The organism is Streptomyces sp. NPDC111628 (assembly GCF_055635195.1).
The window spans coordinates 880,209-902,872 of record NZ_JBVKBZ010000003.1 but is presented as its reverse complement, the minus strand read 5'-3'; the positions used below and the strand labels follow the sequence as shown (position 1 = coordinate 902,872).

The following is a 22,664-nucleotide window of genomic DNA, read 5'->3' as shown; positions in this document are numbered from 1 at the left end:
GCCTTTTGGTACAACACCCTTCCAAAAAACCAGCGCGGCGGTTAGCGTATCCGCAGCGGTGATGTGCCGGGGGCGCCGCGCCACCCGACCGACTCCGCCTCCCCCTCTGAGCCGCCTTGAGGATGCCCTGTGCCCGCCCTCGCAAGCTCCGCCGCATCCGCGTTCGTCGTGCTCGCTGCCCTGGCCTTCCTCACGGGGGCCGACGGATGCGGCGCGTGCCGTTCGCCCGGGTCGCCACCCGCATCGGCGACGGCGTCACCGTGAGCCCGGCCCCCGTGGCCCCACACCATCGGCCTGTGACCGATCCCCCGCGCTCCTCGATGAAAGGCACCCCGTGAACATCCTGGTCCTGCCCGGCGACGGCATCGGCCCCGAGATCACCGCAGCCACTCTCGACGTGCTCCGCACCGCCGACAAGCAACTCGGCCTGAACCTCACCTACGAGACTCACGACATCGGCTTCGCGTCCCTCGGCGCATCGGGTTCGACGCTGCCGGACGCGGTGCTGGAGCGCGTTCCTGAGGCCGACGGCGTGCTGCTCGGGCCGGTCTCGCACCTCGACTACCCGCCGCGCGCCGAGGGCGGCATCAACCCTTCGGCCGAACTGCGCACCGCGTTCAAGCTCTACGCCAACATCCGCCCCTGCCGCTCCCACCCCGACCTGAGCATCCTGCGCGAGCCGATGGACCTGGTCATCGTCCGGGAGAACACCGAGGGCTTCTACTCGGACCGCAACATGTTCGCGGGCACCGGCGAGTTCATGCCCGACGAGGGCTCGGCGTTCTCGATCCGCAAGGTCACAGCGACGGCCAGCCGGCGGGTCGCCCGGACCGCGTTCGAGCTGGCCCGCGGCCGCCGCAAGAAGGTGACGGCCGTTCACAAGGCCAACGTGGTCAAGCTGTCCGACGGCTTGTTCCTGCGCGAGGTGCGCAAGGTGGCCGAGGAGTTCCCCGACGTCGAGCTCGAAGAGCTGATCGTCGACGCGACCGCCGCGCTGCTCATCCGCAGCCCGCAGCGGTTCGACGTCGTCGTCACCACCAACATGTTCGGCGACATCCTCTCCGACGAGGCGTCCGAACTCTCCGGCAGCCTGGGCCTCGGCGGTTCCGTCAACGTCTCCGACACCCTGTGCGTGGCCCAGGCCCAGCACGGATCCGCCCCCGACATCGCCGGCCAAGGCATGGCCAACCCCACGTCCCTGATCCTGTCCGCCGCGATGCTGCTGGGCTGGCGCGGCCGACGCGACGGCGACGACCGCCTCCAGCGGGCCGCGGCCCTGATCACCGGCGCCGTCGGCGCCGTGCTCGACAACCCCGCCACCCGCACCCGCGACATCGGCGGCAGCCTCGGCACCGCCGACTTCGCCACTGAGATCAGCCGCACCATCGAGCACACCGGAGAGACCGCCTGATGTTCGTTTCCACCAACCCTGCCAACGGCGCCGAAATCACCCGCCACGCTCCGCGGTCACCACAAGAGGTCGACGGCATCCTCGACGCGGCGGCCACCGCGCAGGCCGCCTGGCGCCGCAGGACCATCAGCGACCGCACCCCTCTGCTGCGAGAGATGGCACGCGTCCTGCGCGAGGGCCAGGACGACTACGCCGCACTGATCACCGCCGAGATGGGCAAGCCCATCACCGAGGCACGCGCCGAGATCGAGAAGTGCGCCATGACCTGCGACTACTACGCCGAGCACGCCCCGGCCCAGCTCGCCGACCGGCCCGTGGCCTCCAATGCCACCGAGAGCGCCGTGGTGCACGACCCCCTCGGCGTCGTCCTCGCCGTCATGCCCTGGAACTACCCCTTCTGGCAGTTCTTCCGCTTCGCCGCCCCCGCGCTCGCCGCGGGCAACGGCACCCTGCTCAAGCACGCCAACAACGTCCCGCAGTGTGCCCTCGCAGTCGAAGAGGTCGTCCACGAAGCCGGCGCCCCGGAAGGACTGTGCCGCACCCTGCTGATCGAGGTCGACCAGGTCGCCGGAATCATCGCCGACCCGCGCGTCGCCGCGGTGACCCTCACCGGTTCCACCGAGGTCGGCGCCATCGTCGCCGCCCAGGCCGCGGCCGTACTGAAGAAGCAGGTCCTCGAACTCGGCGGCTCCGACCCGTACATCGTCCTCGCCGACGCCGACATCGCGCAGGCCGCCGCCACCGCCGTCAGGGCCCGCTACGTCAACGTCGGTCAGTCCTGCGTCAACGCCAAGCGGTTCATCGTCGAGGAGAGCGTCGCCGACGCGTTCGTGGCGGCCTTCATCGCCGCCGCGGCGGCCCTGAGGGTCGGTGATCCGACCGATCCGGACACCGAGATCGGACCCATGGCCCGGGCCAACCTCCGCGACACCCTGCACGACCAGGTCCGCCGCACCGTCGACGCCGGCGCCGTCCTCGCCCTCGGCGGCGAGGTCCCCGACGGCCCGGGCTGCTACTACCCGCCCACCGTCCTCGACCACGTCCGCCCCGGCATGGCCGCCTTCGACGAGGAGACCTTCGGCCCCGTCGCGGCCGTCACCCGCGTCACCGACGCCGACGAGGCCATCGCCCTGGCCAACCGCACCGAGTACGGCCTCGGCGCCGCCCTGTGGACCGGCGATCTGGACCGTGCCCGCCGACTGGCCCGTGTCCTCGACGCCGGTGCCGTGTTCGTCAACGGCATGGTCGCCTCCGATCCGCGCCTGCCTTTCGGCGGCATCAAGAAGTCCGGCTACGGCCGGGAGCTCGGCGCCGAAGGCATCCGCGAGTTCGTCAACACCAAGACCGTCTGGATCGGCCCCGCCGCCTGAGATGGAGGACCCCGTGCACCACCGCCCCACCGACGAGCCCTGCTTCGCCTCCTTCCCGCCCGCCGTGCTGCGGCCCGCCGAACTGACCGCCTTCAGCCGCGGCGGCGGCGCCCGCACCATCCCCCTGGTCACCAAGGCGGTCGGCGCGGAGGTCTTCCTCACCGGCCAGACCCTCTTCGACGGTGGCGCGGGCATCGCCGTGCACACGCACAACTGCCCGGAGAGCGTCACCGTCCTCGAAGGCGACGCCGTCGTGGAGATCGACGGCACCGAACACCGCGTGACCCGCTTCGACACCACGTATGTCCCCGCGGGCACCCCCCACCGGTTCCGCAACGCGTCCGCCACCGAGCCGATGCGCATCCTGTGGATCTACGCCACCGTGGACGCCACCCGCACCGTCGTCGGGACCGGCGTCACCGCGCGCGTCGATGCCGAGCACGACAAGGCCGCCCGCGGGACCCACGACGGACACCGACACGGAACAGGAGCAGGGACGCACCCGTGATCACCGAACTGGCCCAGATCGAGATCCGCCCGGGGCAGGAGGAGGCGTTCGAGAGCGCCGTCGCCAAGGCTCTGCCCTTCTTCCTCGCGGCCGACGGCTGCGACGGGGTCGAACTGCACCGTAGCGTCGAGCACCCCACGCGGTACCGGCTCATGGTCCGGTGGGAGACGGTCGAGCACCACACCGTCACGTTCCGCGGCTCCGAGGGCTTCGCTCGCTGGCGTGCCCTTGCCGGACCGCACTTCGCCGCTGCGCCGCAGGTCGAACACGTATACTCCGTCCTTGCATCATGACGCCGACGACCGGGACCGTCGCGCCGGTCCCGGCCGGCCCTTGTCCTCGCGGAGGCACCAGACGATGACCGCGCCCTCGGCTCAGGACGGGCCGTCCGAGCCCGCACCCACGGCGGCCCAGGGGCCCACCCCACTCACGCGCCGGACGGCGGCACGTATCGTGGAGCACATCGCGGCGAACGGCCTCACCACCGGCACCCGCCTCGTCGAACGGTCGCTGGCCGACCGTCTCAAGGTTTCCCGCTCCCCGGTCCGCCAGGCCCTGCGCCTGCTGGCGGACGACGGTGTCGTGGCCCCGGCCGCACGTGGCGGCTACACCGTCGCCCTCACCGGACCGCCCCTCACCGAGGCGTCCGCGGGCGCGGGGGCGGGGCACGACGCCGAGGAAGCCTACCTGCTGATCGCCGCCGACCGCCTCGACGGCCGACTGCCCGACCGGGTAACCGAGAACGCCCTGGCCCGGCGTTACGACCTCACGCCCGGAGAGCTCACGCACGTGCTGCGCCGCATCGCGGTGGAGGGCTGGATCGAACGGCTGCCCGGGTACGGCTGGGAGTTCCAGCCCATGCTCACCTCGATGGAGTCCTACCGGGACAGTTACCGCTTCCGGCTGACCATCGAAACCGCCGCCATCCTCGAACCCGGATTCGTCCTGGACCGCGAGGCCCTCGAAACCGTCCGTGCCGAGCAACAGCGCCTGGTGGACGGTGAGATCCGGACCATCGGCAACGCCCAGCTGTACGACCTCAACAGCCGCTTCCACGAAGTCGTCATGGCGTGCAGCCGCAACTCCTTCTTCATCGACTCCCTGCGCCGCGTGGACCGTCTGCGCCGCCTCATCGAGTACCGGCGCACACTCCAGCGCGACCGCGCCGCCGTCCGCTGCGCCGAGCACGTGCGGATCGCCGACCTCCTCCTGGGTGGACGGCGCGAGGAGGCGTCGGCCTGCCTGCGCACCCACTTGTCATCCGTCGGTCAGGAGAAGACACGCCGAACGGGCGACTGAACGCCGACGTTCGTCGGGGGACAGGAGGCGATGGTACGGCTTTCGGCCCCCGAGTTGGCGAGATTCTGGTCCTTGCGAATAAGGTGTGCCTCACCTTTGTTTAGTGCTAAACCACTGCTGGGAGTGCCCATGCTTCTCCGACGGCGCGGCATGGCCGCGGTCTCTGTCGCCTTCGCGGCTCTGCTGTCCCTCTCGGCGTGTGCCGGAGCCGGTGACACCGGCAAGGGAGGCACCGGCGCCGCGGCGGCCGGCGGCAAGGACGCCAAGTCCGTCGCGCAGGGGGGCGAGGACTTCGGCGACGCCGCCGAGAAGACCGCCGCGCTAGGGACGGACGCCGAGCCCGGCCAGTGGCCGCGCACCCTTCGTCACGCCATGGGCAGCACGGTGATCGAGCACCAGCCCGAACGAGTGGTGGTCCTGGATGTGGGCGAGCTCGATAACGTTGTCTCGCTGGGGCTGAAGCCCGTCGGCCTCGCGACGAGCGAGGGCTCACCGGAACTTCCGTCCTACCTCAAGGACGAAGCGGGCAAGCCGGCCGACGTCGGCACCATCAACAGCCTCAACCTCGAGGCCATCGCCCGGCTCAAGCCGGACCTCATCCTCGGCAGCCAACTGCGCGCCGCGAACTCCTACGACGAACTGTCACAGATCGCGCCGACCGTCTTCTCCATTCGTCCGGGCTTCACGTGGAAGGAGAACTACCTCCTCAACGCGTCCGCCCTCGACAAGACCGCGCAGGCCGAGAAGAACCTCGCAGCTTACGAGAAGAGGGTGAAGGAACTCGCAGCCGAGCTGGGCGACGACAAGCCGACCGTGTCGATGCTGCGCTACATGACCAAGGGCAGGATTCGCCTCTACGCGAACTACTCCTTCATCGGCACCATCCTCAAGGACATCGGGATTCCGCGGCCGAAGAACCAGGACATCGCCGACCTGGCGACGGAGATCAGCGCCGAGAACATCGACCAGGCCGACGCCGACTACATCTTCACCGGGGTGTACGGCGACCCGAAGGCCACGCAGAAGAGCCAAGTCCAGGGCAACCCGCTGTGGAAGAACCTGACGGCGGTCAAGAACGGCCACGCCTTCGACGTCCCGGACGAGACCTGGTACCTCGGGCTCGGAGTCACCGCGGCCGACGTGGTCCTCGGGGATCTGCAGAAGTACCTCACGGCGTGAGACGCCAGGACACCTGAAGCGCGAAGAAGGAAGAAAGTGAGCTCGGCCCATGGCGCGACCGACCCGTCGCCGTATCGTCTGGCTGGCGGGATGCCTGGTGATGCTGCTGATCGCCCTCCTGCTGAGCCTGGCCGTCGGCAGCCGCCCGGTCGCACCCGGTGAGGTGGTACGGGCGCTGGTGCACGGAGGTGCCAGTGACGACGCCCAGGTGGTGCGGGCGATGCGCGTGCCGCGCACGGTCGTCGGCGTGCTCGCCGGCGCGGCCCTCGCCGTGGCGGGGACCGTGATGCAGGGCGTCACCCGCAACCCGATCGCCGAACCCGGCATCCTCGGCGTCAGCCAGGGTGCGTCCGTGGGGGTGGTGTGCGCGATCGCCTTGTTCGGCGTGCACACGCTCACGGGGTACGTCTGGTTCGCCCTCGCCGGCGCGGCCCTGGCCGCCGTCGCGGTCTACGCCGTCGCCGCGGGCGGCCGGGGCGGTGCCTCCCCCGTGAAGCTGGCACTGTCCGGTGCCGCGATGAACGCCTTCCTCGCCGCAGTGGTCTCCGCGATCGTCACCACCAACGCCCGAGCCCTGGACGAGTTCCGCTTCTGGCAGGTGGGTTCCATCGACGGCCAGGGCAGCGACGTCATCGGCCGGATCTGGCCGTTCGTCCTCGCGGGGCTGGTGTTGAGCGTGATGCTGGCCCGCGGCCTGGACGCCCTCGCCCTTGGCGACGAGGCCGCCAAGGGACTCGGACACAACGTGGCCCTGGTGCGGGCCTCGGGAGCGGTGGCGGCGACGGTGCTGACGGGAGCCGCGGTGGCGGCCGCCGGCCCGATCGCCTTCACCGGCCTGGCCGTTCCGCACATCGCCCGCGCCCTGGTCGGTACGGGACACCGGTGGGTCCTGCTCGTGGCGGCCCTGCTCGGGCCGGTCATGATACTCGTCTCGGACGTGCTCGGCCGTAGCGTCTTCCCGCCCGCGGAGGTGCCGGTGGCTGTCATGACCGCCCTGCTGGGGGTTCCGTTCCTCATCGCGCTGGTGCGGCGCAGGACGGTGGTGGCCTCGTGAACCGGCCGGCCGTCACCGCGACCACCGGCGTACGCCCCGCCGGGCACATCGTGCTGCGCCCAGGTCGCACCAGCTTCCTCGTCCACCGCAGGGCGACGCTCGTCGCGGCCCTGCTCGCCGTGCTGCTGCTGGCTGCCGTCGTGGTGTACCTGTGCGTCGGGGAGTCCTTCGTGTCCCCGGCCGAGGCCGTCAACGTCCTGCTCGGCAGGCCGAGCCCCGACCAGTTCGTCGTCGGCACCCTGCGACTGCCCCGTCTGACCGTCGGTCTGCTCGCGGGAGCCGCCTTCGGGGTCGCGGGCGCGCTGGTCCAGACCGTTGCACGCAACCCGCTGGCCAGCCCGGACATCATCGGAGTGACGCACGGCGCGGGAGCGGCGACGGTCGCGGCCATGAGCTTCGGCCTCGTCGCCCACACGACCCTCCCGTACGTCTCGATCGCGGGCGGTCTCGCGGCGGCGCTGCTCGTGTACCTCTTCGCCTGGCGCCGCGGCATGCACGCCTCGCGGTTCGTCCTCATCGGCATCGGTGTCTCCGTCGCCCTCGGCTCGGTGACCCAGCTGCTCCTGACCAAGGGAGACTTCCTCGTCGCTCAGCAGGCGAAGGTCTGGCTGACCGGCTCGCTCAACAGCCGCGGCTACGAGGAGGCCGCGCCGTTGGCGACGGTCCTGCTCGTCGCGATGCCCGCGACGCTGTGGGCCGCCAGGGCTCAGCGCGGGGCGTCCCTCGACGACGACACGGCCACGGCGCTCGGCATCCGCCTGAACCGGGTACGGCTCGGTCTGACCGCGCTCGGCATCGTGCTGGCGTCGGTGGCGACGGGTGCCTGCGGCCCGGTCGACTTCGTGGCCCTCCTCGCCCCGCAGATCGCCCGCCGTCTGTCCCGCACCGCACAGATACCGCTGCTGTCCTCGGCGCTCACCGGAGCACTGGTGGTGGTCGTCGCGGACCTGCTGGCCCGGCGTCTGTTCTCGCCCGTGGAACTTCCCGTCGGTGTGCTGACCGCAGTGGTGGGCGCCCCCTACCTGATGTGGCTGATCGCCCGCAACCGCAGCCGTTCTGGAGGCGGCACCTCATGAGCCACAGCCGACTTGCCGCCCAGTCCCTGACTCTGGCATACGAGGACCGCACCGTCGTCGACGGGCTGGACCTGGAGATCCCCGACGGACGGGTCACGGTCATCGTCGGTCCCAACGCATGCGGCAAGTCCACGCTGCTGCGTGCGCTCGGCCGCCTGCTCAAGCCGAGCAAGGGCTCGGTGCTGCTCGACGGCGCGGAGCTCGCCGGTCTGCCCGGCCGCCGGATCGCCCGGGCCATCGGCGTCCTGCCGCAGAGCCCGACACCGCCGGACGGCATCACCGTCACGGACCTCGTGGCGCGCGGCCGCCAGCCGTACCAGAAGTGGTGGCAGCAGTGGTCGCAAGCCGACGAACGGGCAGTCTCGGAGGCTCTGGAGCACACCGGCACCGCTCCCCTCGCCGACCGCCCGGTGGACGAACTCTCCGGGGGGCAGCGGCAGCGGGTGTGGATCGCGATGGCGCTGGCGCAGGAGACCGAACTGCTCCTGCTGGACGAGCCCACGACCTACCTCGACATCGCTCACCAGGTGGAGGTGCTCGACCTCGTGCGCCGGCTCAATCACGAGCGTGGCCGCACCGTCGTCGCCGTCCTGCACGACCTCAACCAGGCCGCCCGCTACGCCGATCACCTCATCGCCATGAAGGACGGGTGCATCATCGCCGAGGGGGCACCGTCCGACATCATCACCGCGGATCTGGTCCAGGCGGTGTTCGGTCTGAGGTCGGTCGTCGTCCCGGACCCGATCACGGGCAGCCCGCTCGTCGTTCCGGGCGTTCCGTGGCAGGCCCCGGTCACCGCGACCGCCTCGGTCCCGTCGCAGGACCCCGTTTCACGAAAGCAGTGATCCACGACTGCCGTGGTCAGGTGGGCCGGACAGGGCAAAGGTGTCCGGCCCCGCCGGCACGCGGTCCGGCCGTGCCGGCCCCGGACGTCAGGTGCGCCGGTCGGCGGCAAGGACGACGTCACCGTCCAGCGGCACCGTGCCGCGGAGCCGCCCGGTCGCCGCCGGAAGCTCGGTGGCACCCGAGTTGACGTTGACCTGGTGCCGGACCGTGATGCCGTCCGGTCCGAGCGAGAGCGTGATCAGGTCGATGAACGGTGACTCGAGGAAGTGCCAGGTGAGCCGGAGCTCCGTGTCGCTGTCCGCCGGCCATTCGGCGCCCGCGAGGATCGGAGCGGAGGGGTCCTGGTAGGCGTGGTGCAGCCGCCAGGAACTGGCCTGCGTCTCCTGCCGCAGCCAGTGGCCCACGCCGTGGTCGACGGTGTGTCGGCCACGCTCGTCCTCCAGTACGACCCGCACGCGGTCGTCCTCCACCCGCAGGGCGAGAGACCTCAGCCCTTGCTCGTTGGCGTCGAAGTCGTACGCCGCGGTGAATCCCCGTCGTCGGACCGTGTCGCTCAGCCGCTGCGGTTTCCGCGCCGCGCCGGCCCACAGACGTACGGCCTCGTGCTCAGCCGGTTCGGCGGCACGGTCGGCGTCGGGCTCGAAGGCGGCGAGGAAGGTCCGCCGGAGCATGCCCGGCAGGTCGTGGTAGGTGCCCCCGCCCATGGCGCCGGTGACCACCACCACGCCGCCGTGCTCCGGGAAGACCATGCACTCCTGGCCGAAGATGCCCGACGCGTTGTACACGCCGTTCTCCGCGGTCCAGAACTGGTAGCCGTAGCCGGAGTCGGCCACGACGTCCGGGGGCGGCGGGACGAGTTCCCTGCCGTTCCATTCGCCGCTGACCGCTCGTCGGACATGGAGCGCCGAGGCCTTCTGCACCCAGCCCGCCGGCAGCACGCGCCGTCCCTCCCAGACACCGTCCTGAAGGTGCAGGATCCCGAAGGACAGCAGGTCGTGCGGTCGCAGCGACAGACCGTTGCCGCCGCTGGCCACCCCTTCGGGATCGTGGCCCCAGGTGAAATCGGTGATACCCAGCGGCTCGAAGAGCCGCGGCCGCAGGTAGACGTCCACCGGTTCGCCGGAAACCTCCTGCACGACGGCGGAGAGCACATGGCTGGTGGTGCTGCTGTAGAGGAAGTTGCGGCCGGGCGGTTCGACCACGGGCTCCTCCAGGAACTCGTCGACCCAGCCGGTCGTGCGCAGTCTCGTCGTCGCGCCGGAGAGTCCCCTGCGTTGGCCCGTCTGCATGGTGAGCAGATCACGGATCCGCATCCGGCTGAGGTGCTCGCCCGGCGGCGTCGTCAGTCTGCCACCCAGGTGCTCCACCACGGGGTCGTCCAGCCGCAGCAGGCCCTCCGCCTCGGCGAAGCCGACGGCGGTCCCCGTGAAGGACTTGGTGGCCGAGTGCATCTTGTGCTTCAGGCAAGGATCGTGCGGCCACTGCCACAGATCCAGCACGGTCCGTCCGTGACGGTGGACGAGCAGGGAGTGCAGACGCATGCCGCGGTCCGCCAGGTCGTTGAGCAGCGTGTGGATCGGGCGCATGCCGAGGGGCGGCAACTCGTTCGCCATGGTCACCGTTCTGGTCGTGTTCGTGGGCTTCCGGTCCGTCCGGTCGGAGGAAGATGCCCCGTGAGGGGCGGCATCAGGCACGACGACTCAGGACGTCGGCCATGAACTCCTGCACCGCGGGGATGACTCCGGTGCCCTTGTGTCCCACGCCCGGCACCAGATCGAAACGTACGTTTATGCCCTGGGCCTCGAAGTTCTCCTTCAGTACCTGCAGCCGCTCGATGCGCGTACGCCCGGTCTTCTCGACGCCGTCCATCCAGTTGGGGCCGCCGACGTTGTTGATCTCCCAGGTCTCGATGTCGTCGGCGCCGACGACCATCTGCACCGGAAGTTCCCGCAGAGCCGCTGTGTCGATTCTGATGCCGAAGCGTTCCTCGAACCCTCCGGTACCCAGCCACCAGGGGAGCGAGTCGTCGAGCTGCGTGATCCGGCCCGGCGCTCCGATCGAGACGGCGGCCAGCCGGCGCGGGTGGGCGTAGGCGAACCGCTGGGCGAACTGGCCTCCTCCGGAGAACCCGTGCAGGAGGAACTGCTCCGACTCCGTGTTCCACCGCTCGCCGACCTCCTCGACGATGTGCAGGAGCTCTTCGTCGAAACGGGTCCCCTTGTACTCCAGGAACTTGAAGCTGTGCAGTTCACCGGGTTCGACCAGGCCGGCCGGGAAGAGCGGCGTGAGGATGACGCACCGGTTGTCGATCGCGAACTGGGCCCATTGGTCGCGGTAGAGCTCCGCCGACCGGCCGGTCCCGTGCTGAATGACGACCAGCGGAAGCGGCTCCGCCTGCGCGGTGTGTTCCTTGGGCACGTAAAGGGCGTAGGACAGCCGCTGGTCGTGCCGCGAGGCGAAGAAGGGTGTCTTGCCGGCGAAGTGCGCGCCCTGGGCGTCGAGGTTCCGCAGTAGGGGCATGGTGGAAGCTCCTCGGTTCGTTGTCGTGCTGTCGAAGTGGGGGCGGGGCTTCTGCTGCGCCGAGGGGGCCCGCCGCCACGAGGGAATGTCCGGTGGATGCAGGGCCGTCGGCCTTGGGCCTCAGCCGGCTAGTACGGAGCGCAGCTGCTCCAGGCCCCAGTCCAGGTCCTCCTTGGAGATCACCAGCGGTGGCGCGAGTCGGATCGTGCTGCCGTGGGTGTCCTTGACCAGCACCCGGCGTGCCAGCAGCCGTTCGGAGATGTCGCGTCCCGTACCGCGGTCCGGCGCTACGTCCACACCGGCCCACAGGCCACGGCCGCGTACCTCCCGCACGGCGCCGCCCGCGGTGAGCGAGGCCAGTTCGCGGTGGAGGTGTTCACCGAGCTCCGCCGCCCGTTGCTGATACTCGCCGGTGCGCAGGAGCGCGATCACCTCGAGGGCGACCGCACACGCCAGGGGGTTCCCGCCGAACGTGGAGCCGTGTTCCCCGGGGCGGTGCACACTCAGGACCGCGGCCGACGACACGACGGCCGACACCGGGACGACGCCGCCGCCCAGTGCCTTGCCCAGCACGTACATGTCCGGCACGACACCTTCGTGCTCGCAGGCGAACGTGCGGCCGGTCCGGCCCAGCCCCGACTGGATCTCGTCGCAGACGAACAGCACGTCACGGGAACGGGTCAGTTCGCGCACGCCCGTGAGGTAGCCGTCCGGCGGCACCACCACGCCGGCCTCGCCCTGGACGGGCTCCAGAAGCACGGCCACGGTCTCGTCCGTCATCGCCGCCTCCAGTGCCGCCAGATCCCCGAAGGGGACGATGTCGAAGCCGGGGGCGTAGGGGCCGTGATCGGCGCGGGCGGTCTCGTCGGTGGAGAAGCCGACCACCGTCGTCGTGCGGCCGTGGAAGTTGCCGGCCGCGACGATGATCCTGGCCCTGTCCGGGGCCACTCCCTTGACGCGGTAGCCCCACTTTCGGGCGGTCTTCACCGCGGTCTCCACCGCCTCAGCGCCCGTGTTCATCGGCAGCACCATCTCCATGCCGCACAGGTCGGCGAGCTGGGCGCAGAACTCGCCGAAGCGATCGTGGTGGAACGCCCGCGACGTGAGCGTGACGCGCTCCAACTGGTCCTGGGCGGCCTTGATGAGACGTGGGTGGCCGTGGCCGAAGTTCAGCGCCGAGTAGCCGGCGAGCATGTCGAGGTGGCGCCGTCCCTCGACGTCCGTCATCCAGGCGCCGTCGGCCGAGGCGACGACCACGGGCAACGGGTGGTAGTTGTGCGCGCTGTGTCGGTCGGGGAGGGCGCTGTCACTCTGCGCGTTCGGCACGGAGTCTCCGTTCAGTGGGAGTGGGGAGTAAGGGAGCGAGGCCGTATCGGTACGGGAGAGGCCGCTGACGAAGAATGTTCGTAGTCGATACTACGTGTCAAGCAATGATCGTAATATCTGCTACGAAACTGTCAACGGCTGTCCGGCCTGATCCGCCGGGCGACGGCCGCGATCACGGGTTCGTAGGCATCGTCGGTGAGGTGCAGGTCGTCGACGTGTACGGGCATGCCGGACGCGACGAGGGGAGCCAGGATGCGATCCGTCTCCACACAGCGGTCGTGACCCACGGCGTCCCGGAGAACCGCCCGGTACCTGGCGAGCGAACCGTTCGTCCGCCCTCGCGGGCCGACGCCCGCCCTCTCCACCACGGACGGCGGGAGAAAGCCCAGTACGCGCGCGCGAGGGAAGGCGGCGACGATCCGTCGGACGTTCACGGCGAAGGCGTCGAGCCCGACCCGCCGCTCCGGCACGCTGTCGTTCGTCCCGAACGACAGGACGACGACATCGGGTGCCAGTCCGGCGACCGCCCCCGCCCGGCGCGCCCCGTCCACGCTCGTCCAGCCGCCTGCGGCGCAGTTCAGAACCATCGCGCCGGCACCGACCTGGTCCTCCAGACGGTCGATCCGCGCCTTGGTGAAGCGGGCGAGCATACTGTCGCCGTAGAGCATGATGAGTGTCACCAGGTCCTCCTTCTACCGTTGTGGCCCATGGGGCGGCGAGGCCGTCCGGGCCGCACCGCGGCCGACGGCCGGACACCGCCGGTCGAAGTCATGACGGTTCCGCGGTCAGCGGATCGGGGGGCGTCGACACCATGTCGGCGCGGGGCAGCAGATAGCGACCCGGATTTCCGTCCACCACCGTGAACGGTCGGTCGTGGCCCGGATACACGAAGGCCGCGACCGATCGCACCCGCTCCACGGTCCGCGCCGCCGTGTCCGCTCCGGCGGTCACCACCGTGCAGCGTCCCGCACGCAGCGCCTTCGCCGACGAGACGGCATCACCGGACAGCAAGGACGTGCCCGCTCGGGTGTCGACCACGAGACCGATCGACCCCGCGGTGTGTCCCGGCAGGCCGACGACCCGCACCCCCGGAGCGACTTCGCAGCCGTCCGTCACCGGGCGGACGGCTCGTCCCCGCAGGATCGCCTCCGACCAGGGCGGTGCGACCGGATCACGTGGCGGTGCCGTGTCGAGGCGGCCGAGTTCCTCGGGGTGCATCAGGATTTCGGCGTCCCGGAACATGTCGGCGTTCTGGATGTGGTCCCAGTGTGCGTGCGAGAGCACCAGGGTGTCGATGTCCTGGGCGTTCAGCCCCCTGCGTGCCAGCGCCCGGTGCAGAGCGCGTCCGCGTCCCGCGTGGCCGCAGTCGAAGAGGATCCGTCTTCGGCCGTGCTCGACCAGGTACACACCGGACAGGCCGGCGCTGCCCTGGTCGGAGAAGAGGCCGTACCCCTTCAGGAGGGTGTCGACGGTGGGAGCCGGCGCGTGCACAGGGGCGGACTGCTCAGCCAACGTCTTCTCGCACGAACTGACGGTAGACGTAGGGCAGGACGCCGCCGTTGGCGTAGTAGACGGCCTCCTGCCCGGTGTCGATCCGGACCAGGACGGGGAAGGAGAATGCCTCCCGTCGGTCGGGGGGCCGCACCCTCACGACGGCCTTCGCGCCCGGTGACCGGACGGCCTCCGCCAGGCCGAGGACGTCGAACTCCTCGGTGCCGTCCAGGCCGAGGGACTCGGCGCCCTGCCCGTCGAGGAACTGCAGCGGCAGAACGCCCAGCATGACCAGGTTCGAGCGATGGATGCGCTCGAACGACTGGGCGAGAACGGCGTTCACGCCCAGCAGGGAGGTGGCCTTCGCCGCCCAGTCCCGGGACGAACCCGTCCCGTACTCCTCACCCGCGACCACCAGCAGAGGTGTTCCGGCGCGGGCGTAGGACCGTGCCGCCTCGTGGACGGTCAGAACGGCGCCGTCCTGCGCGAAGCAGGGCGTGTGGCCCCCGCGGTGCGCGGGCGCCAGCAGGTTGCGCAGCCGTGGATTGGAGAACGCGCCGCGCACCATGACCTCGAAGTTCCCCCGGCGGGAGGCATAGGTGTTCAGCTCCGACTCGCCGAGCGAGGACAGGTAGCGGCCTGCGCTGCTGTGCGCGGGGATGCGGCCGGCCGGACTGATGTGGTCCGTGGTGACCGAGTCGCCGAGGAGGACGAGCGCCCGGGCACCGGTGAGGTCACGTGCTGGGGTTGGGATGGCGTCGACGCCGTCGAGGAACGGCGGGCGGCGCAGATAGGTCGAATCCACCGGCCAGTCGAACAGCTCGCCCTCGGCAGCAGGCACGGCCTCCCAGCGCTCGTCACCCTGTTCGGCTTGTGCGTAGGCGTCGGCGAACAGTCCCGGTCGGAGGCAGGCGTCGGCGATCGCCTCGATCTCGGCGTCGCCCGGCCACAGGTCGGCGAGCATCACAGGCACACCGTCCGCGTCGGTTCCCAGCGGCTCGTTGGTCAGGTCGTGCAGGATCGATCCGGCCAGGGCGTAGGCCACGACGAGCGGCGGCGAGGCCAGGTAGTTGAGTGATACGTCGTTGTTGATCCGCCCGTCGAAGTTCCGGTTGCCCGACAGCACGGAGGCCAGGACCGTGCCGGATCCGTCGACGGCCGCCGCCGCGCTCGGCAGCAGCGGACCTGAGTTGCCGATGCAGGTCATGCATCCGTACCCGACGAGGTGGAAGCCGAGTTCGTCCAGCGGGCCGGTCAGCCCGGCGTCGCTCAGGTACTGGGTGACGGTCCTGGACCCGGGGGCCAGGCTGGTCTTCACCCAGGGTTTGGAGGTGAGGCCGCGAGCGCGGGCGTTCCGTGCCAGCAGGCCCGCCGCGATCATGGCGTGGGGGTTGGACGTGTTGGTGCACGAGGTGATCGCGGCGACCGCCACCGCGCCGTCGCGGACGGCCCCGCCGCCGTCCTCCGGCAGACGCGGACGGCTTTCCCCGTGCGGTGACGCAGCCGGAGTAACTGGCCTGCCGTCCCGCCGGTTTCCCCGGATCCCCGCGACTGCGGCCGCCGCGCCCGCCGCGACCTCCGCCAGCGGCACCCGGTCCTGCGGTCGGCGGGGACCGGACAGCGACGTGGTGACCGAGGACAGGTCGACGGTCAGCACGTCGTCGTAGCGCGGCCGGCTGCCGGGCTCGTGCCACAGGCCCTGTTCCTTCGCGTACACCTCCACGGCCGCCACGTGTTCGGCCGGCCGCCCGGTCAGCCGCAGGTAGTCGAGCGTGGCGCGGTCGATCGGGAAGACGGCCGCGGTCGCGCCGAACTCCGGACACATGTTGGCGACGGTCGCTCGATGGGACGGGGGAAGACCCGCGACGGCCGGTCCCGTGAACTCCACGAACCAGCCCACCACACCGCGTGCCCGCAATGTCTCCACCACGGTCAGCACCAGGTCGGTGGCGGTCACACCGGGGGAGAGCGCACCCACCAGTTCAACGCCCAGCACCGGCGGCACGACGATGTCGAGCGGCAGCCCGAGCATCGCGACCTCGGCCTCCACACCGCCCACGCCCCAGGCGAGCACCCCCAGCGCGTTCACCATGGTGGTGTGCGAATCCGTGCCCACACAGGTGTCGGGGAAGGCCCATCCGTCGCGCCGCTCCACCACCCGGGCGAGGAACTCCAGGTTGATCTGGTGCATGATGCCCGTGCCCGGCGGTACGACCCGCAGACCGCCCAGGCGCTCGCCCCATCTGAGGAAGCGGAAGCGTTCCGTGTGACGGGCGTACTCCAGTTCGGCGTTGATGCGCCACGCGTCCGCACGGCCGGACACCTCGGTGGAGATCGAGTGATCCACCGTCAGGTCACCCGGTATCCGCGGACTGACCTTGCGCGGATCCGCGCCGGCCCCGGCCACCGCGTCGCGCAGCGCGGCTATGTCGGTGAGCACCGGGACCCCGTTGGTGTCGTGGAGGAACACCCGGGAGGGGTGGAAGGGCACGGAACTCCCCTTCCGGCCGGCCGATCCGGCGACGAGGGAGGCGATGTGATCGGCCGTCACCGTTCGGCCGTCCTCCCTGCGGAGCAGGTTCTCCAGCAGGATCCGCAGGCTCACGGGCAGACGGCCGGAGCCGGGCACCGCGTCCAGCCGGTGGACGTGGAAGGAGTGGCCTCCCAGGTCGAGACGGGCATGGCTTCCGTAGCTGTTCGAGGACATCCCGTGGGCTGCGTCCACCTCAGTCCCCGTCCAGGACGAGGATGCCGTCCGCGTCGCAGAAGGCACGGCTGCCGGGCCTGAAGGTGACGTCACCGAAGGACACGGCCACGCCGGTCTCTCCCGCGCCGTCCTTCCGGCTCCTGCGAGGGTTGGTGCCCAGGGCTTTCACCCCGACGGGCACCCGGGCCAGCGCCTCGGCGTCACGGACCGCGCCGTGCAGGACGATGCCCTCCCAGCCGTTGCCCGCGGCCAGTTCCGCGATGGTGTCGCCGAGCAGTGCGGTGCGCAGTGAGCCGCCCCCGTCGACGACCAGGACCCGGCCGGCCCCCCGTTCGCCGAGAGCCGCTCTGAGGAGCACGTTGTCGTCGCGGCAGCGTACGGTCGCGACGACGCCCTCGAACGCCGTTCGGGCACCGAGGTCGCGGAACTGGATGCTGCACGACCGCAGTCTGTCGCCGTAGTCGTCGTAGATGTCTGCCGTGGGCTTCACAGGAGGTTCCTCGTGTTCGTGGGGTGCGGATGAGGCGTGTCGGTCGCCGCCGGGTCCCAGCCGAGGTGGGGGACGGAGGCGAGCAGCCGCTGCGTGTACGGGTCCTCGGGGCTGTCGAGGACCTGACGGGTCGGCCCGTGCTCGACGACGCGGCCCTTGCGCATGACGACCGCCTCGTCGGTGACGTGCTGGACGACCGCCAGGTCGTGGCTCACGAAGACCAGAGCCACCCCCGTGTCCCGGCGGATCTCCTCCAGCAGCAGCAGGATCTGCGCCTGGATGGAGACGTCCAGTGCCGCCACGGCTTCGTCGAGTACCAGCACGGCGGGGTCCACCGCCAGGGCGCGGGCGATGGCGAGCCGCTGACGCTGCCCGCCGGACATCGTGTGCGGCCGGGCGTCCGCCTCGGCCTCGCCGAGCCCCACCCGGGTGAGCAGCTCGGTGACCCGCCGGGCGGCCGCGGTTCTGTCTCGTTGCCCGTGCAGCCTCAGCGCACCGTGCAGACACTGCGCGGCGGTCAGCCGCGGGTCGAGCGAGACGTAGGGGTCCTGGAAGACGATCTGGATCTGCTGTGCCCTGCGCAGCCGGGCAGCGGTCCGCGTCCGCGGACCGCCCCTGTGCCCGGCCGGCTCCGGGAACCGCCGCTCACCCGCCACCGAGATGGCTCCGGAGTCGGGCCGGACCAGGCCGACGAGCATCCTGGCCACGGTCGTCTTGCCGGATCCGGACTCGCCCACGATGCCCAGGGACCCACCCCTGGGCAGGTCGAAGGACACGTCGTCGACGGCTGTCGTACGTCCTCCACCGGGAAGGGCGAAGGTCTTGCGCAGCGACGTCACGGTGAGGAGCTCGTCCGTGCCGGTCATACCAGGCTCCTGTCGAGTACGGTGGCGCGACGGCAGGACACGTCGACACCGTCGGCCATGGCCCGGAGCTCCGGCGTCCAGGACGTGCAGGCCTCCTCGGTGTGGGCGCACCGCGGTGCGAAGGGACATCCCGGCGGGCTGTCGGACAAGGACGGGGGCCGCCCCGGGATGGGCCGCAGCTCCCTGGACTCGCCGAGCGCGGGGGAGCAGTCGAGGAGGCCGCGGGTATAGGGATGCCGGGGGTGGGTGAACAGGCCCCGGGCGCTCTGGTGTTCCGCGACCCGTCCGGCGTACATGACGTAGACGCGGTCGCAGTACGCGGCGGCCAGGTGCAGGTCGTGCGTGATGAAGAGCAGACCCATCCCTCGTTCGGTCTGCAGTGCCTTCAGCAACACGAGGATCTCGGCCTGGGTGGTGACGTCGAGCGCGCTGGTCGCCTCGTCGGCGAGCAGTAGCCCGGGGTTCGTGGCCAGCCCGGCGGCGATGACCACACGCTGGAGCATGCCGCCCGACAGCTCGTGGGGATACTGGCGCAGCCTGCGTCCGGGGTCGCTGAGGCCCACGTCCGCGAGGAGCCGTACGGCGTTGTCGTCCGCCTCGCGTCTGGTCTGCCCGAGGACACGGACCAGTCGTTCCGTGAGGAAGTCGCCGATCCTGCGGACCGGGTTCAGGGACGCCCTCGGGTCCTGGTAGATCATGGAGACGCTGCGCGCACGGTGCGTACGCAGTTCCGCCGGGCTCATGCCGAGCACGTCCCGGTCGTTCAGACGCACGGTGCCGGTGACGTCGGCGGCGGCAGGCAGCATGCGCAGCGCGGCGCGCGCCGTGGTCGACTTGCCCGAACCCGATTCACCCACCAGGCCGACCACCTCACCGGCGGCGACCTGGAGGGAGACCTCCGTGAGCAGAGGGCGTGCCTCGCGGTCGGCGAGCCTGAGGGTCAAGTTGTCGATGTCGAGAAGCATGGCCGTCTACTTTCTGCTGCCGAGTCGGTCGGAGATCCAGACTCCGACGATGTTGAACGCCACCACGACGGCGGCGATCGCGATGCCCGGTACGAGAGCGGGGAGCAGCGCGCCCTGCACGATCGACGCCTGTCCCTCCTGGACCATCAGTCCCCAGTCGGAGCTCGGCGGTTGTGCGCCGAAGCCCAGGAAGTTGAGCGTCGCCAGGCTCATCAGCGACTCTCCGAAGAGGACCACGAGGTATCCGACGAGCGAGCGGCCGAGATTGGGCACCAGCCGCTGCACGCAGATGCGGGCCCCTCCCATGCCCTGCACGCGGTAGGCGTCGATGTAGGGCTTGGCCCGCTCCGACAGCGCGAGACTGCGGGTGTACTTGGCGATGGTGGGGGTGAAGGCCAGGGCCATGCCCAGGACCGCTGTGGTGATGCCCTGTCCGAAGACGGCCACGATCATGACGACGAACAGCAGCCCGGGAAAGGCGTACATGACGTCGGTGACCTTCGACAGGAGGCCGTCGACCCAGCCGCCGCGCCAGGCGGCGACGGTCCCGAGGGTCACGCCGAGCACCGTGGCGAGCGACAGCAGGAGCAACGGGGCGACGAGGCTGGAGCGGGCGCCGTACAGGACTCGCGACAGCAGGTCCTGCCCGGAGGCGTTCGTGCCGAGCGGGTACTGCGAGCTCATGCCCGTCAGGGAGTTGCCCAGGTCGACGGTGTCCGGTGCGTACGGGGCGAGGAGAGGTGCGACGAGAGCGGCGAGCACCACTAGGCCCAGGAAGACGGAACAGACGAGTACGGGGAGGGGGACCGCCCTGCCGCCCTTGCTCCGCCCGGGGCGTGGGCGCGGGGCGAGTTTCGCCAGGGACCGTGGTGGCGTGGCCGCCTGCTGGCCGGCGTTCATGCTCCGCTCCTCTTCAGCCCGACCCGCGGGTCGATCAGCGGGTGTACGAGGTCGACGACCGTGGTGACGACGATGTAGCCGACGACCATCAGCAGCAGGACGGCCTGTGCCACGGGGAAGTCGTGCACGTTGATGGCTCCGACGAGCAGCGATCCGATGCCCGCCAGCCCGAACACGGTCTCCACCACGACGGTTCCGGCGAGCATGCCCGCCATGACGAGCCCGCACATGGTGAGGATCGGTCCCAGCGAGTTCCGCAGTACGTGGCGCACGACGATCTGCCGCTCCGGCAGTCCGCTGGCGCGTGCCACCTCCACGTGCTCGGAGGAGAACGCGTCCAGCATCGCCTGCCGGGTGACCCTGCTGATGAGGGCGATCGAACCGACCGCCATGGAGAACGCAGGCAGGGTCAGGTGGTGCAAGGTGCCCCAGAAGCCGTCCCCGCTGCCCGTGACCGGGAACCAGCCCAGCTTCACGCCGAGCACCGAGATCATCGCGATCGCCGCGACGAACGAGGGCACGGAAGCCGCGAGGGTGGTGCCGCCGACCACGACGGAGTCCACCCAGCCGCGGCGCACCGCGGCCAGCACTCCGGCACCCACGCCGAGGACGAACAGGAAGGCCGCGGCGAAGGCGACCAGGGTCAGTGTGGTCTGCAGCCGGGACGACAGCAGGTCGACGACCTCGTCGTGGTACTGGAACGAACGGCCCAGGTCACCCTGGAGGCAGTCCCACAGCCAGCGGCCGTACTGGGAGACGAGCGGCTCGTTCAGGTGGTACTGCTCCCGCACCGCCTCCAGCTTCTCGGGGGTGAGGCCTTCCTTGCCGCCCGCGAGGAACACGGCCGGGTCGCCCGGGGCGGCGTACACCGCGACGAAGATGACGAACGAGGTGGCCAGCAGCGTCGCCAGCAGACTGGCGACGCGGCGGGCTATGAGTGCGGGCACGCTACTGGCCCTTCTTGCCGAGCTTGGCCGCCCAAGGGCTGTACGGGGCGATCCCGGACGCGGGAGCACCGGTCAGCCGGTCGCTGAGGATCAGCGTGGAGGGCACCTGGACGATGGGGATCCACACCATGTTGTCGATGAAGCGCTTCTGCACGTCGATGGCGAGGTCGGCGCGGGCGGCGGCGTCACGCGTGCCGAGCGCCTTGGTGACCTGGGCGTCGTACCGGGGATCGGAGAAGCCGACCCAGTTGTCGCTGCTGTCCGAGAGCGCGTTGTCGTAGAAGCCCAGGGGATCGGCGGTGGAGATGTACCAGTCGTCCGCGATGATGTCGATGGTGGAGCGGACCTTCTCGTCGCTGTAGTACTCCTGGAAGCGGGCCGGCGGGACGGTCGTGATGTCCACCTTGAGGCCGATGCTCTGCCCCGCCGCACGAACGGCGTTGGCGATCACGGAGCGGCCCTGCGTGCCGTCGCTGACCATCCGGATGGTCTCGGCGGCCTTGCTGCCTGCCTGCTTCACCAGTTCCTTCGCCTTCGCCAGGTCCTCGTCCGAGGGACTGGCCGGAGCGGCCTGCTCCAGGCCCTTCTGCGCCGCCTCGAACTTCTCCTTCTCGTAACCCCACGCGCCGGGGCCGACGGGTGAGGCCCACGGTTGGACGACGCCGCTGAAACCGGACTTGGCGACGCCCTGCCGGTCGAGGGCGAGGGAGAGGGCCTTGCGGATGTTCTTGTCCGTCATCGGGCCGCGGTCGGTGGGGATGAGCGACCAGGCCCGGCTGCTTGGACCGAAGTAGACGTCGACGCCCTTCTGCTTCTGCAGGGCCACGACCGGACCGGTGGAGGAGGTGACGTAGGAACCGTCGGCCTCGCCCGCGGTGAAGCTGTTGACGAGCGTGCTGTCCGTCGCCCATCGGAAGACCACCGTCTTGGACAGGGCACGGTTGTCCGTGTCCCAGTAGTCCGCGGCACGCGCGATGGTGACGGACGTGCCCGACTGCCAGCTGTCGAGCACGAAAGGCCCGGAACAGGCGTCCGTGTGGCCGGGGGTGCCGTAGTCCTCGCCCTGCTTGTCGACGACGGCGCGATTGAGCACGATGCCGGCGTCGCCCGCCAGGGACTGGACGAAGAGCGCGTCAGGGGCACTGAGGCCGACCGTGACCTCGAACTCGCCGGTCTTGGTGATGCTCTCGACGTTGCTGAACTTGTCCGACTCCTCGGCCCCGTCGGCGCTGTGCCGCTTCAGGCTGTACACGACGTCGTCCGCGGTCATCGGCGACCCGTCGTGGAACGTCACGTCATGCCGCAACGTCAGCACCACGGTTCTGTCGTTCTTCCACTCGGCCTTCTCCGCGAGATGCGGTGCGCTGGAGAGGTCGGGTCCGATCTGGAACAGGCGCTCGCACACGTTGGCCATGACGGTGCGCGCCTGGTTGCTCGCTTGGAGGTCGAGGTCGAAGGAGTCGGGTTCCTTCTCCAGCAGCCAGTTGATCCGGTCCACGCCGCCCGTGGCCTTCGCAGTGGTCTGCACCAGGTGCAACGGTGCTGCGCCGGCGCCGTTTCCCGCGCCCTTCTGGTCGGCGCCGCCGCAACCGGCGACGAGCAGGAGCGCCGCGGTGAGTGAGACGGCACCTGCTGCGCGTCTGGCCGAGGCCCGGGACGGGTGCAAGATCATGAAATGTCTCCTGTCAAGCCTGATGGGTGAGGGTGTT

General features: G+C 70.5%; 21 protein-coding genes. 9 read left to right on the top strand and 12 right to left on the bottom strand.

Going from position 1 to position 22,664, the window contains the following annotated elements:
• Positions 1-334: 334 nt before the first annotated feature.
• From ACZ7MF_RS19040 to ACZ7MF_RS19000, 9 genes are all read left to right on the top strand, one after another.
• Positions 335-1,411: an isocitrate/isopropylmalate dehydrogenase family protein gene (locus ACZ7MF_RS19040; RefSeq protein WP_471477961.1), complete on the top strand. Its 1,077-nt coding sequence runs from the start codon at positions 335-337 to the stop codon at positions 1,409-1,411.
• Positions 1,411-2,781: an NAD-dependent succinate-semialdehyde dehydrogenase gene (locus ACZ7MF_RS19035; RefSeq protein WP_471477960.1), complete on the top strand. Its 1,371-nt coding sequence runs from the start codon at positions 1,411-1,413 to the stop codon at positions 2,779-2,781. Before ACZ7MF_RS19040 ends, ACZ7MF_RS19035 begins: the two co-directional genes overlap by 1 nt.
• 13 nt (positions 2,782-2,794) lie before the next feature.
• Complete coding sequence (locus ACZ7MF_RS19030) at positions 2,795-3,289, top strand: cupin domain-containing protein (protein ID WP_471477959.1); 495 nt, start codon at positions 2,795-2,797, stop codon at positions 3,287-3,289.
• Positions 3,286-3,582: an antibiotic biosynthesis monooxygenase family protein gene (locus tag ACZ7MF_RS19025; RefSeq protein WP_471477958.1), complete on the top strand. Its 297-nt coding sequence runs from the start codon at positions 3,286-3,288 to the stop codon at positions 3,580-3,582. The genes ACZ7MF_RS19030 and ACZ7MF_RS19025 overlap by 4 nt, the downstream gene beginning before the upstream one ends.
• 64 nt (positions 3,583-3,646) lie before the next feature.
• On the top strand, positions 3,647-4,588 hold the full coding sequence (locus tag ACZ7MF_RS19020; RefSeq protein ID WP_471477957.1) for a GntR family transcriptional regulator: 942 nt from the start codon (positions 3,647-3,649) through the stop codon (positions 4,586-4,588).
• A 129-nt stretch (positions 4,589-4,717) separates the two neighbouring features.
• A complete protein-coding gene (locus ACZ7MF_RS19015; RefSeq protein ID WP_471477955.1) occupies positions 4,718-5,767 on the top strand; it encodes an ABC transporter substrate-binding protein in 1,050 nt (349 codons plus the stop codon).
• Between the two features lie 49 nt (positions 5,768-5,816).
• Positions 5,817-6,821: a FecCD family ABC transporter permease gene (locus ACZ7MF_RS19010; protein WP_471477953.1), complete on the top strand. Its 1,005-nt coding sequence runs from the start codon at positions 5,817-5,819 to the stop codon at positions 6,819-6,821.
• Entirely contained in the window at positions 6,818-7,897 is a 1,080-nt protein-coding gene (locus ACZ7MF_RS19005; RefSeq protein WP_471477952.1) for a FecCD family ABC transporter permease, read from the top strand. The genes ACZ7MF_RS19010 and ACZ7MF_RS19005 overlap by 4 nt, the downstream gene beginning before the upstream one ends.
• Complete coding sequence (locus ACZ7MF_RS19000) at positions 7,894-8,742, top strand: ABC transporter ATP-binding protein (protein ID WP_471477951.1); 849 nt, start codon at positions 7,894-7,896, stop codon at positions 8,740-8,742. The genes ACZ7MF_RS19005 and ACZ7MF_RS19000 overlap by 4 nt, the downstream gene beginning before the upstream one ends.
• Before the next feature lie 87 nt (positions 8,743-8,829).
• Here ACZ7MF_RS19000 and ACZ7MF_RS18995 read toward each other — a convergent pair whose 3' ends face one another.
• The 12 genes from ACZ7MF_RS18995 to ACZ7MF_RS18940 form a co-directional block, all read right to left on the bottom strand.
• The gene (locus tag ACZ7MF_RS18995) at positions 8,830-10,356 is read right to left on the bottom strand and encodes a serine hydrolase domain-containing protein (RefSeq protein WP_471477950.1); all 1,527 of its coding nucleotides are present in this window, start codon (positions 10,354-10,356) and stop codon (positions 8,830-8,832) included.
• Positions 10,357-10,429: 73 nt separating this feature from the next.
• A complete protein-coding gene (locus ACZ7MF_RS18990; RefSeq protein WP_471477949.1) occupies positions 10,430-11,263 on the bottom strand; it encodes an alpha/beta hydrolase in 834 nt (277 codons plus the stop codon).
• 120 nt (positions 11,264-11,383) lie between these two features.
• Entirely contained in the window at positions 11,384-12,589 is a 1,206-nt protein-coding gene (gene rocD / locus ACZ7MF_RS18985; protein ID WP_471477948.1) for an ornithine--oxo-acid transaminase, read from the bottom strand.
• A 131-nt stretch (positions 12,590-12,720) separates the two neighbouring features.
• Positions 12,721-13,269 carry an SGNH/GDSL hydrolase family protein gene (locus ACZ7MF_RS18980; protein ID WP_471477947.1) on the bottom strand — a complete coding sequence of 183 codons (549 nt, stop codon included), beginning with the start codon at positions 13,267-13,269 and terminating at the stop codon, positions 12,721-12,723.
• An 88-nt stretch (positions 13,270-13,357) separates the two neighbouring features.
• Positions 13,358-14,101 (bottom strand): MBL fold metallo-hydrolase, encoded by a 744-nt coding sequence (locus ACZ7MF_RS18975; protein WP_471477945.1) that lies wholly within the window; start codon positions 14,099-14,101, stop codon positions 13,358-13,360.
• On the bottom strand, positions 14,094-16,787 hold the full coding sequence (gene acnA, locus ACZ7MF_RS18970) for an aconitate hydratase AcnA (protein ID WP_471477943.1): 2,694 nt from the start codon (positions 16,785-16,787) through the stop codon (positions 14,094-14,096). Before acnA ends, ACZ7MF_RS18975 begins: the two co-directional genes overlap by 8 nt.
• 19 nt (positions 16,788-16,806) lie before the next feature.
• Positions 16,807-17,277 (bottom strand): ribonuclease E activity regulator RraA, encoded by a 471-nt coding sequence (gene rraA / locus ACZ7MF_RS18965; protein WP_471477942.1) that lies wholly within the window; start codon positions 17,275-17,277, stop codon positions 16,807-16,809.
• Entirely contained in the window at positions 17,274-18,143 is an 870-nt protein-coding gene (locus ACZ7MF_RS18960; RefSeq protein WP_471477941.1) for an ABC transporter ATP-binding protein, read from the bottom strand. Before ACZ7MF_RS18960 ends, rraA begins: the two co-directional genes overlap by 4 nt.
• Entirely contained in the window at positions 18,140-19,108 is a 969-nt protein-coding gene (locus ACZ7MF_RS18955; RefSeq protein ID WP_471477940.1) for an ABC transporter ATP-binding protein, read from the bottom strand. Before ACZ7MF_RS18955 ends, ACZ7MF_RS18960 begins: the two co-directional genes overlap by 4 nt.
• Before the next feature lie 6 nt (positions 19,109-19,114).
• Positions 19,115-20,008, bottom strand: a complete 894-nt coding sequence (locus ACZ7MF_RS18950; protein WP_471477939.1) for an ABC transporter permease — start codon at positions 20,006-20,008, stop codon at positions 19,115-19,117.
• Positions 20,005-20,955, bottom strand: a complete 951-nt coding sequence (locus ACZ7MF_RS18945) for an ABC transporter permease (RefSeq protein WP_471477938.1) — start codon at positions 20,953-20,955, stop codon at positions 20,005-20,007. The genes ACZ7MF_RS18950 and ACZ7MF_RS18945 overlap by 4 nt, the downstream gene beginning before the upstream one ends.
• Position 20,956: 1 nt before the next feature.
• A complete protein-coding gene (locus ACZ7MF_RS18940; RefSeq protein ID WP_471477937.1) occupies positions 20,957-22,627 on the bottom strand; it encodes an ABC transporter substrate-binding protein in 1,671 nt (556 codons plus the stop codon).
• Positions 22,628-22,664: the final 37 nt, after the last annotated feature.